The organism is Anaerophaga thermohalophila str. Valhall (assembly GCF_000250735.1).
GTDB classification, from domain to species: domain Bacteria; phylum Bacteroidota; class Bacteroidia; order Bacteroidales; family Marinilabiliaceae; genus Anaerophaga; species Anaerophaga thermohalophila_A.
Genome location: NZ_AHZV01000022.1, coordinates 1 through 12,600, shown reverse-complemented (window position 1 = coordinate 12,600; position 12,600 = coordinate 1). Strand labels below are relative to the sequence as shown.

Sequence of the window (12,600 nt, the reverse complement as noted above, 5' to 3'; positions counted from 1 at the left end):
GATATATTGTAAATCTAACCGAACTTTTAAAAAACAACATAAAAATGTGGAATGTATTACGATTCTTCAGCCGTATTTTTGTGGGAGCTACTTTCATATTCTCAGGATTTGTTAAAGCAGTAGACCCGGTAGGCGGAGCTGTCAAATTTCACGATTATTTCCAGGCATTTCACATGGAATGGCTCATGCCGTTAAACATGCCCTTTAGTATTGGACTGGCTTCACTTGAATTTACTATTGGCATTTTACTGGTTTTCAATGTTTTTCCGCGAAAAACCACCATTGTTTCGTTTATTTTCCTGGTATTCTTCACTTTACTTACGCTTGTGCTTGCCGTTTTCAATCCTGTTTCGGATTGTGGCTGTTTTGGCGATGCTATTAAGCTGACCAACTGGCAGACATTCTGGAAAAACATTATCATCCTGGTGTTTGCCTCTTATTTATTCTGGAAAAGAAATGAGCTGGTCTCCCCTTATTCTATTAATATTCAAAGACTTTTCTTTGCATTAATGGTCATTTATATATCAGGCATTTCCTTCTACGGCCTGCGCCACCTTCCACTGCTCGATTTCAGACCCTACGCAATAGGAAGCCACATTCCTTCAGGAATGGAAATTCCCGAAGATGCTCCCCAGCCAGAATATAAAACCACTTTCATCCTGGAAAAAGAAGGTGTTAAAAAAGAATTTACAGAAGATAATTATCCGTATGAAGACACTACATGGACATTTATCGAGAGTAAAACAAAACTTGTTAGTGAAGGCTATCGGCCCCCTATCTATGATTTCGTTCTGCAACATACTGAAGAGGGCAATATAACCGACCGCCTGATGGAAATGGAAAAACCGCTTTTTCTTGTTATTTCTCCTTCAATTACTGAACTCAAGGAAAAAACAGCCATCAGGTTAGCCGAAATACAGCAAACAGCCAGAGAAAACCAATCGGATTTTTATGTGGTAACAGCATCAACACTGGATGATGCTGAAAAAATAAATGCGCTTTATAAAACCAACTTTGAGTTTCTTCAGGGAGACGAAACAAACCTGAAAACTATTATCCGTTCAAATCCGGGTTTGTTGCTGATTATAGACGGAACAGTAGCAGGCAAATGGCATTACAATGACCTGCCTCCTGCCGCGGAGATTGAACAACCATTAAGTTTTGCTTTGACGCAACAGCAAAACAAGAAAGACAGTTTAATAATTTTCGGCCATGCAGTATTGCTTGTTCTGCTGGCTATGCTTATATTAAAATCAAGTAAAACAATAAAACAATAAAAACCAATGAGACAAAACATTGTAGCCGGAAACTGGAAAATGAACAAAACACTCCGGGAGGGAGTAGAACTGGCAAAAGAACTCCAAAATGCTTTGCAGGCTGAAAAACCCAATTGCAGAGTAATTATAGGAACTCCTTTTATTCATCTGAGCGAAGTTTGCAAAATAGTTGACCCGGAATTGATAGGGGTTTCTGCTCAAAACTGTGCCCATCACGAATCGGGTGCCTATACCGGCGAAGTTTCTGCCGAAATGGTAAAATCAACCGGAGCCGGGTATGTCATCCTCGGCCACAGCGAAAGAAGGGCTTATTACCATGAGGATAATGCCATGTTAAAAACCAAAACCGATCTTGCTTTGAAAAACGGTTTAACACCAATTTTTTGCATCGGAGAAGTTTTGGAAGAAAGAGAAGCCAACAAACATTTTGAGATAGTAAAATCTCAAATCGAGGAATCATTGTTCCACCTGTCGGCCGATGACTTTAAAAAGATTGTTATCGCTTATGAACCTGTATGGGCCATCGGAACCGGCAAAACAGCAACACCGGAACAGGCTCAGGAAATGCATGCTTTCATACGCAAAACGCTGGCCGGAAAATACGGACAGGAAGTGGCTAATGAGATATCCATTCTTTACGGCGGAAGCTGTAAGCCGTCCAATGCCAGAGAGTTGTTTGCCAATCCTGATGTTGACGGCGGACTTATTGGCGGGGCTTCTCTGAAAGCCGATGATTTCCGTGGTATTATTGCTGCCTTTTAGACAGAGAATAACACAACAATTGTCTGTCAGAAAAGTCTAAATGCAGAGATAAAACAGTGCAAAGACTTAATGATGAGATAGTTGTAGTTTATGCCATAAATTAAATAAACAGTTAATTAGTGTCTGTCCATAAAGTGCCATTTACTCTGTTACGCTCGTCCGAAAATTACTCATTTACGATGAGTAAACTGCGTATTTTCGGACTTCGCAAGCCTTGTAAATGACACTTTCTGAACAGACACACTTATTGGAAAAATTTTTTGCGAGTTTATAGACAAAGACTAATTAGAGGTTGCTGAAAAAGTCAGCAACCTCTATTTCAAATTTATTTTCCATTGTTCTTTATTGACATTGCCCCAAAAAAGGAACCAAAAAGGTCTGGTCCGCTTAAACCTGGCTCCCCGCGAAAGCCAAAATTTCCGGTTCTCCCCATTTATATCTCCAGATGAAACGAGCATGGCAAAGTTTGCCATAATAGATACTTAGATTTTTAGATAAAAGATGTAAGATGAAACGAATGTGACAGAGTCTTCCTAAATATATGTTTAAATCTTAACATGCCAGTTCTATTAAGTCTTAAAAATCAAATGTTATACGAATGAATTATATCAAAACGACCATCAGCATCCAGCCTGTCGACTCTGTAGCATGTGAGATACTGATTGCCGGGTTAAGCGAACTGGGATACGACAGCTTCATGGAAACAGACGAAGGAATTGAAGCTTATATTCCATCGGAAAAATATTTTCCCCTCACGCCTGAAGTTCTGCCCTTTCTCAGCAATTCCAGCTACCGCTTTAACATTTCAGCCGAAGAACTGGAAGAAAAAAACTGGAATGAAGAATGGGAAAAAAACTATTTCAAGCCCATCATTATCGGCAAAAAATGTCTTGTTCGTTCTCCTTTTCATGACAGACCGTCTCAAAAAACACAATTTGAAATACTGATTGAACCCCGAATGGCTTTTGGCACCGGTTATCATCAAACCACAAGCCTCATGATGGAGCATTTGCTGGAAATGAAAATAGAAGGACAAAATGTTCTGGACATGGGGTGTGGAACAGGAATTCTTGGCATTCTTGCCTCTATGCTTGGTGCATCCAAAGTTACCGGCATCGATACGGACCATTGGGCTGTTGATAATGCGAGGGATAATCTTGAACTCAACAACATCCGAAACATGGAAATAGAATTGGGGGACGCTTCGCTTCTCAAAACAAAATCTTCCTTTAACATCATTTTGGCAAATATCAACAGGAATATTCTCATGGAAGATATGCCGCATTATAACCATGCCCTGAAAAACAAGGGTTATGTACTTCTGAGTGGTTTCTATAAAGAAGATTTTGAAAAAATCGATAATATAGCCCGGTCGCTGAAATGGGAACATCTTTTGACAAAAGAACAGAACAATTGGATGGCTGTATCGTATAGAAAAAAGTAAAAGTTTATCGGTGTATCGTTATTAAAATATGAAGCAATTTTACCACTTCCAGCAGATAATTCCACGTGACAAATACCGTTTTGTTTTTCTTGCTTTCATTTCTTTTATACTAAGTTTTTCCTCCGGAGCCCAGGAAAAACACTTCTCTCCTGCAGGCCAGGCAGGATATTTTGAAAAAATAGAAACCATTTTCAAAGCTTCATCAGAACGTAAAAGAGCCGACGACTTTTTGGACCAATTTGAAGAATTCTGGCAGTCACCCTCAACCCACGAAGAAGTCAAAGAAACAATTATCGAAATATCCGACCTGTTATACGAAAAAAAGGCAAGAGCTTTCCCCGATTACCATTTGTTTCTCACCACAATCCAATCCTTTGTTGAAAAAGACCAGCCCGACCGGAATTTCCTGACCTGGAAAGAAGCTGCCGTTACATTATTGAATCAACCCAGGTATTATACACGCCACTTTGTTGAACTGCTGAAAACAACAAAAGGCATAATTGATGAACGCAAAATCTTCAGCACTTCAGGCACCGATTGGTACTCAAGAAATCCAAAGTATGCATTCAGATTCTCGGAAGATACGCTTTATCTGGAAATTGAATCGACAAAACTGGCCTGTCATTCCAGAAACGACAGTATTGAGGTTTTCAATACCGGCGGAGAATTAAACATCCTTTCCGGGATGTGGTACGGGAAATCGGGTAAAATAACATGGGAAAGAAGTGGATTCCCGGAAAACAAGGTTTATGCAACATTTAATGAGTACACTATTGATATGAATGGGGCAGACTTCACCATTGATAACGTTACTTTTTACAACACTTATTACTTTAACGGCCCGCTTAAAGGAGATTTAAAACACAAAGTGATGTTTATCCCTGAACCTTCAGCCAGTAATTACCCCCGCTTTACATCATACGAACAGCTTTTTCAGATCAATAACATTCATCCGGACATTCATTACAAAGGAGGTTTTTCCCAGCACGGCGCCAAATTTCTTGGTTCAGGAACAAATGAAAATCCGGCTACCATAAGCATTTACAGAAATGATACACTGTTTATCAGTGCTAAATCCCTCGTTTTCTCACTTCGCGAAGATGAAATATTGAGCCGCAAAACCGAAACAACCATTCATCTCGATACAGGGCAGATTCATCATCCGGGACTGGAATTTAAATATATGGTTCCCGGCGAAGAACTATACCTTATTCGAAGCGGGGAAGGAATCTCTAAGAGTCCCTTCTTCGACACTTATCACAAAGTAAGTATTGATTCAGAAGTGATTTACTGGAACCGTTCTTCCAATTATATGGAATTACGTATGCTTCCAGGCTCGGCGCAAAATTATTCATTTTTTGAATCGTTGAAATATTACCGTGAAGCCTTTTTCAATAAACTGCAAGGGATGGATGCCGTGCATCCGCTATTCGGGCTGAGAAATTGTTTTTACAATAATGATCAACAACCTTTCACGGCCGACCAATATGCCCGTTTCCTGAACATGCCCCTGAGCCAGGTTCGGCAGCAAGTGCTTCAATTATCGTTTCACGGATTTGTCGACTATAATCCGAATACAGATACGATAAGGATACAAGAGAGGCTTACAGACTATATTCAGTTCAGGATGGGTAAAAAGGACTATGATGTCATTCGCTTTAAATCGGTAACTCCGGGAAACACGCCAAATGCCCGTTTCGACCTTAGAAATTATGACCTGGCCCTGAACGGGGTTGAAAGCATATCTATCAGCGATCATCAGAATGTTGTTTTCCGGCCAAGAAACCAGCAAGTGACCCTTAAGTACAACCGAAATTTTAGTTTCAACGGTCACATTCTTGCCGGGATGATTGAATTGTTCGGTGACGGATTTTTCTTCTCCTATGACGATTTCCGTATCGATATGACCACCATAGACTCTATGCGTATGAATATTGGCAGCGACAAACTGGATGAGTATGGTCGCCCAATGCTACGACCAATTGATAATACAATCGCCGGACTTTCAGGATATTTGAAAATTGATACCGCCAATAACAAATCGGGTTTGATAGATTACCCCCATTTCCCGGTGCTGGTCAGTAATAAAAATTCGTACGTGTATTATGACAAACCTGATATTCAAAATGGTGCATATAATAAGGAAGACTTTTATTTTGAACTGGAACCATTTGAAATAGACAGTCTGAACGAACTCAACCGTAAAAACATTGTCTTTAACGGAAAGCTGAAAAGCAACATATTCCCTGTAATTGAAGACCAGCTCCTGGTAAGAAATGATTATTCTCTTGGCTTTGTTAAGCAATCGCCGCCCAACGGTTATCCTATCTATCAAAACAAGGCTACCTTTACTCATAACATCGATTTAAGTAACAAGGGGCTTAAAGGCGAAGGCCGGCTCGATTACCAGAATACTTCTTCCGAGTCAAAAGAATTTACCTTCCTACCCCATGAAACAAAAGGGGTAGCTCATACCTTTAATATTGAGCCCCAAACTACAGGAGTTGAATATCCGGATGTACAGGGGAAAAATGTACAAATCAATTATCTGCCGGATGAAGATAAGCTTCTTGCCAGGCAAATTGACGATCATTTTAACATTTTCCAGCAAGAGACTTCTCTTGAAGGTGGTTTAACTTATACCCCTAATGGTTTGCAAGCCAAAGGAAAATTGCATATGCCTGACGCGAACCTGATATCCGACAAGATGGATTTGACACACCATGCCCTGATGGCCGATAGTGCAGACTTCAATCTTATTGGTGGTGAAGATATAGAAGGCGTTTCATTTAAAACCAATAACCTTGCTGCTCAGCTGAATTTTGAAGAAAGACAGGGCCGTTTCAGATCGAGAGATATTGGTAATATAGTAGAATTTACAGATAACCGCTATATTGCCTACATTAGTGAATTTTCATGGGATATGGATAACAATGACATATACATGGGAGCCAGTGGTTCTGAGGGCAACCGCTTTGTGTCAACAGACCGCCGGCAGGACTCTCTCGATTTTATTGCCCCGCTTGCTGTATACGATATGGAATCGAAAACCATTAAAGCCAGCGAGGTTTCAAACCTGAAAGTTGCTGATGCCAACATTATTCTAAACGATGGCATTATCAACATCCATGAAGATGCCGAAATGGACCCCCTCGATTCCACGCTTATTCTAATCAACGATTCCCGGCACAAATTCAATAATGCGCATGTTACTATTGAAGGAAAATACGACTACCAGGGATATGGAGAATACGATTTTATAAACGGAGATAATAAAACCTATACCATTAACTTTCATAACATCGCAGTAAATGATGATCATCACACTGTTGCAGAAGGAAAAATTTCCGAAGACAAACTCTTTACTTTTGACCGTCATTTTGCCTTTAAAGGAGATGTTAGCTTACTTGCAACCGATCAATACCTGACCTTTGACGGTGGTACCCAGCTGTTACACTCATGCAGTCAGAAAGGACCGCAGGATTTCGTAAGATTTGAAGCTCAAATCAATCCTTTTGACATACAAATCCCCATTGAGGAAAGAACGCTAAACACTGATATCGAAGAATTAAGCCATCATATTTACCTTCAACTGGATTCAACCCATGTTTACAGTGCCTTTCTTGAAAAAAGCAAGCGCATGAATAATTTGCCTGTCATCGAAGCACACGGCTTACTAAGATACAACGAAGAGATAAGAAGCTTCGAAATAGCCCGAAAAGAAAAACTCGCTCAGCCCGATTCTTCCGGCAATATTTTGCGGTTCCATAGTGAAGATTGCATTGTCAGCGGTAGCGGAAAACTTGATCCGGGACTCGATCTGGAACAGGTAAAGCTCCACGCATCCGGTACCATCAAAGATGACAGAAACTCCAATATAATTGAACTCGATGCATTATTTGGGGCATCTTTCATGCTGGATAACAACAGCATTCAAACAATGGCCAATGCCATCCGGGGTTCAAAAGCAACTGATGCAAAACCGGATAAAGAAAAATTGGAAAAAAGATTACGAGAATGGACCAACAGTAAAAAAGCAAAAGAGATAGCTGACCTTTTGCAGCCAACTACCGAACTTACTGAAGTACTGCCGGAACACATCAAGCATACCCTCTGTTTTACCGACATTCACTTCAAGTGGGATACACCGTCGCGATCCTATTATTCTGATGGAAAAGCAACACTCGGATGGATTAAAGACCAGGCTATTGCCAAAGAAGTCGATGTTAAAGCCTTAATATCAAGAAGCAGAGGTGGCAATTCCTTCGAAATACACATTCAGGCAGATAATGATAACTGGTTCTTTTTCAGCTACAATAATGAAAAAATGCTGATTCTTTCCTCATCCGAAACATTTAACACAGGAATACAAACATTGGATATTGAAGAAAGAAAAATGAAGACAGGTCTCGGTCAGGATAATTATGTGTTCCAAATCGGAAACAATAATCGCCTCAAAAGATTCATGGAATTCTTTGAAAAACCGCTTCCTGAGGAAGATGATGCCATCATAGATGAAATAGAAGAAGCACCTGTTATAGACAATCCTGTAAATAACCGGGATGCGGACAATGAAACTAACAACAACGAAGTAAACAATGCTATACCAGAGGCACAGGAAGACTGAACCCGGGACGGGACATCCGCATTCAGATTACAATATCTGACTTCTAAAAATTAAAACTGTCATCAAGCCGGGGCAAAGAAAAATAGAACACAGAACCAACACCGGGAGTGGATTCGAGCCAAATTTTTCCCCCCATCATTTCCACATGTCCCTTGCAGATGGCAAGTCCTAAACCTGTACCTCCGTAGGTGCTTTTAATACTGTTGTCGGCCTGCATAAACCGTTCAAATATTTTTTCCTGCTTGGCTTTGGGTATACCAACACCTGTATCTCTGACAAAAAACCGGATATTTCCGTCATCTTCAAGGTCGTAACCAAACTCAATTTCTCCTTCGGCAGTAAACTTGAAAGCGTTACCAAGCAAATTAATGAATATCTGTCTCAATTTCAGTTCGTCCGTTTGCAGAAGCAGGTCATCCGGAATTGGTTTTGCCAATTTTAGCGTGAGGTTCTTTTCTTTAGCCCGGGATTTAAAAATGGTATACAACTCCGACAATACCTCATTAAGGTTAACCGGGGCAATATTGATCTTATCCTGACGTGTTTCAATGGCCGAAATGGTTAAAATATCGTTTACAAGTTCTAGCAACTGACGTCCGCTGTTAACAATAATCGAAGTAAACTCCTTACGGTCAGTCTCGGTCAGATAATCCATCCCCAGCATTTCTGAAAAACCAATAATGGCATTCAGCGGCGTCCTTATTTCGTGCGACATATTCTGAAGAAATGCAGTTTTTAACTTTTCACTTTCTTCAGCTCTTTCAATGGCTGCACTCAGATCCTCATTGATGCTTGTCAACTCTTCATTCATCGTAAGATATTCTTCATTCAGTGAAGCATACTCTTCATTTTGTCGCTCCAACAATTCCCTGCTTTCCTGAAGGGCCTTTTCAGCCAGTTTTTGTTCGGTTACATCCCGGCCTACACCAATAATTTCATTAATTTCTCCTGTTTCTTCATCAACAATTGCGGTATCGTTCCAGGAAATCCATTTCCAACCATCGCGGGTCATTGCTCGTTGTTCAATGGTTACCTGATAGGGAGGCTGTAACAATTTTTTCATAGCTTCGGTAGTTTTTTCCCTGTCCTCCGGATGCACGAGTGGAAGAAACTTCTTATTTAACAATTCCTCTTCCGTTTTTCCAAAAAGTTTGCAATACGACGGACTGACATACAAAAAATACCCTTCTTTATCCACTTTCACAACAAGGTCGTTTTGGTTCTCAACCAGCAGCCGGTATTTCTCTTCACTCTTTTTCAGTGCCTCCTCGGCTTTTAAACGGTCGGTGATATCCCTTCCAACTCCCAACAAACCGGTTACCCTTTGCCTGTCATCGGTCAACAAAGTCGTAACAATTTCCATGGGTACTGAACCGCCCTCCTTTTTACGTACATTCACTCTTGTTTTCTTCACCCGCATAGATTCATCTCCCATGCCAAAACGAGTAATCCTTAGTGGTATCAACGACTTAATCTCTTCAAAAGATTCTTCTGTGAGTACCTCTTTAAGGCCTTTCCTTATTACTTCATTGTAAGAATAACCCGAAATCCTTTTCACAGAAGGACTGATATAATTGAGTCGTTCTTTGACAGGGTCGTATAACCATATTAGATCACCGGCATTCTCAGAAATAAGTCTGTACCTTTCTTCACTTTTCTTTAGTTTCTTTTCGGCATTTACACGTTTTGTAGTATCGGAAAAAATAGTTGCAAAACCGTGTGCCCCCCAGGGAGCAACAGAAATTTCAAAATAACGGTCTGTTTGCTCAAAATACGTTTGAAAGATATGTGGTTCTTTTTCTTCCACAACCTTCTGAAAATCTTCTATGTAAAGAGCCTTTCCGAATAATGCTTTCGCATCTGTGCCGACAACATTCTTCCCGGAAACCCCTGTCAGAGGTACAAAAGCATCATTTACCTCGAGAATCCGGTAATTTATGGCATTACCGGCATCGTCGTATAACATTTCATGAAATGCAACACCCTCCAACATGGTGGAAAAAAGAGACAGGAACCGCTCCTGACTTTCTTTGAGTTGAAACGAGTACTTTTCTATCTGTTTCTCGAGCAGATAACGACGATTAATCATAAACACAAAGAAAGCCGAAACAACAAGCGTCAGCAATATACCGACAATAAAAGCCGAAAGGAAGCCATTATTGCTGTAAACATCTAAAAAACCGGGACCAGGAACAATAGTTATCTTATATACCTTGCCAAAAAAGAAATCAAGAAACTCATACGACAATTCATTCTGCCTCTGATAAAAAATCTGGGAAAAAGAATTTTGCCCCTTATTTACCATTTCATCGTTATCGACCTGATACAGAGCAATTCGGAAATAATTATCGGCACCCGAATTTTCTACGGAAATACTCTCGACCAACTTATTCAAATCCAACGACAGAAACACAAAACCATTAGTTATATGCTTATTATTCTGCGTTCGCAAAAACAACTCCACATGCCGGTGTTCATTAATTGTATAAGTGTTTGTTGCAGATATAAATCCGGTGTAAAGTGTTTCAAGAACCGGGGTAAGTCTGAGTGGATCTTCTTCCAATGCAAGAGGTCCAAAATTCATAATTTCTGCTGAATCGGGTACCTTATATTCAACCCTGAAGCCATCATTCGGTACCTGACGAACCCATCCGGCACTATTAATAAACGAATAATTGACCATTTGATGAACATAATCCGCATATTCCTCGCGTTTTACCTCCTCACTGACTGAAAACAATTTAGCCATTCCCGACAATGAATGACGAATCATATCCATTGTTCGGGCAACAGTTACCCCTCTGGAGTAAGCCGAATGGGAAAAGACTGCCTGCTGATATCTGACCCCTTCCTTCTGAGAAATTTTGGCTGAATACAATGTGATTATCAAACCAACAATAAAAACAAGGATTCCTTCCCAATATCGAAAGTTTTCTTTGCTAAAAAATCCCCTTTGTTGCACTTTTTTTCGTTGGGACAAACGAATACCCCAAATCACAATAATTAATAAAGAAAGAGTAAGAGCAAGAGGCAATAATTTTACACGATGAAGGTGCCAATTCCATTCGTCAGCAGGAATACTGATGCCGACAATCATCAACACGCCATTCTTTTCAAGATTGAAGAGAGGAACATAGCATGTTACATTTCTTCCGAATGTATCATTCTCCGGACCAATAAACTGTATACTTCTGTCGGTTAAAACCTTATTCAGTATTTCTTCTCGGCCTGAATATTCATCCCCCGGTGCAGCGTAGAAATCATCTTCCGGGCCTTTACTCATCGGTCCGAAATAGAACCTGCCATCTCTTTTTTTAAGCGTATAGATATCCTTTATTCCAGTGAGTCTCGAATAACTTTTTAACTGATCGCTAATCCTCGTATAATAAACAGATGATTCATCTTTCTTCGTAAATGACAGATACTCTATATGTTCCGGATGAAATGAATTGGTCAGATTTATTGATAAATCCATCAGAGACTGCTTCATGGCAGTTTCCTGTGAGCGCAAAACATCATTGGTCGCCAGCCAACCAACCAAAATTATCAGCAAAACAATAAGAGAAGCCCCCCATTGACTAAACCATCCCGGAAGCAATTCACCTTCAGATTCATAAAAAGAAGTCGCAGCTCCTCTCTGTTTCTTTCTTCTCTTAAAAAACAAAAAAGAGATAACTAAAACTCCCATTAAAACAAAAACAGCTTCAATATATTTTATAAAATAGAGCATTAACGACTCTTTTTTGACAAATCAAGTATTTTAAGATTATCTAAAGTATACATTTTTGTTATATTTCCAATCTTCAGATAATGGAAAAATAACAACCAAAATTCAATTTGTTAAAAAGAACTATGTCATACAATGGCTACAAAAGGGATTTTTCATCAGAATTTCGCTTTTCGGCATCACGAAGTGGAGGTGCAGGCGGGCAGAATGTGAACAAAGTTAATACAAAGGTAGAATTGCGTTTTTCAATCCCGGAATCTTCAATTCTGTCAGACAGAGAAAAAGAACTGCTTATTTCAAGACTTTCTGGAAAACTCACCTCAAAAAACGAACTGGTTATCACAGCCGATAATCACCGGTCGCAGTTAAAAAACAAAGAAGAAGCTGTCAAACGTTTTTATTCGCTGATAAGGTGGGGCCTGCGACCGGTGAAAAGAAGAATACCCACTAAACCCTCAAAAACAGTCAAAGAAAAAAGGCTTGAAACAAAAAGAAAACATTCTGAAAAGAAAAACAGAAGACGGTGGGATATTTAGAGCTGCTTCTGCTCATACTTAGTGGCTGTCCATAAAGTACCATTTGCTGCGTTACTTACGCTCGCCCGAAAATTACTCATTTACGATGAGTAAACTCCGTATTTTCGAACTTCACAAGCCATGCAACTGACACTTTTTGAAGAGACACACTTATTGTAAAAATTTTTGCGAGTTTATGGACAAGCACTACCTGGTGTCTGTTGAAATTCTGAACAACTCCTAAAAAT

Annotated in this window: 6 protein-coding genes; 5 read left to right on the top strand and 1 reads right to left on the bottom strand. The window is 39.9% G+C overall.

Features of this window, described 5'->3' with window-relative positions:
- From OQ5_RS23725 to OQ5_RS0100835, 4 genes are all read left to right on the top strand, one after another.
- Window positions 1–1,277 (top strand): BT_3928 family protein (locus OQ5_RS23725; protein ID WP_016775676.1); only part of this gene is annotated, 1,277 nt, incomplete at its 5' end.
- 6 nt (window positions 1,278–1,283) lie between these two features.
- Window positions 1,284–2,039: a triose-phosphate isomerase gene (gene tpiA, locus OQ5_RS23720; protein ID WP_016775675.1), complete on the top strand. Its 756-nt coding sequence runs from the start codon at window positions 1,284–1,286 to the stop codon at window positions 2,037–2,039.
- 598 nt (window positions 2,040–2,637) lie between these two features.
- Window positions 2,638–3,483 (top strand): 50S ribosomal protein L11 methyltransferase, encoded by an 846-nt coding sequence (prmA, locus tag OQ5_RS0100840; RefSeq protein ID WP_016775673.1) that lies wholly within the window; start codon window positions 2,638–2,640, stop codon window positions 3,481–3,483.
- Window positions 3,484–3,511: 28 nt separating this feature from the next.
- A complete protein-coding gene (locus OQ5_RS0100835; RefSeq protein ID WP_016775672.1) occupies window positions 3,512–8,110 on the top strand; it encodes a hypothetical protein in 4,599 nt (1,532 codons plus the stop codon).
- A 43-nt stretch (window positions 8,111–8,153) separates the two neighbouring features.
- On the opposite strand, the gene OQ5_RS0100830 is transcribed toward OQ5_RS0100835, so the two are convergent.
- The gene (locus OQ5_RS0100830) at window positions 8,154–11,840 is read right to left on the bottom strand and encodes a PAS domain-containing hybrid sensor histidine kinase/response regulator (RefSeq protein ID WP_016775671.1); all 3,687 of its coding nucleotides are present in this window, start codon (window positions 11,838–11,840) and stop codon (window positions 8,154–8,156) included.
- A gap of 122 nt (window positions 11,841–11,962) precedes the next feature.
- Between OQ5_RS0100830 and arfB the strand changes: the two genes are divergently transcribed.
- The gene (arfB, locus tag OQ5_RS0100825) at window positions 11,963–12,373 is read left to right on the top strand and encodes an alternative ribosome rescue aminoacyl-tRNA hydrolase ArfB (RefSeq protein ID WP_016775670.1); all 411 of its coding nucleotides are present in this window, start codon (window positions 11,963–11,965) and stop codon (window positions 12,371–12,373) included.
- The last annotated feature ends 227 nt before the right edge of the window (window positions 12,374–12,600 follow it).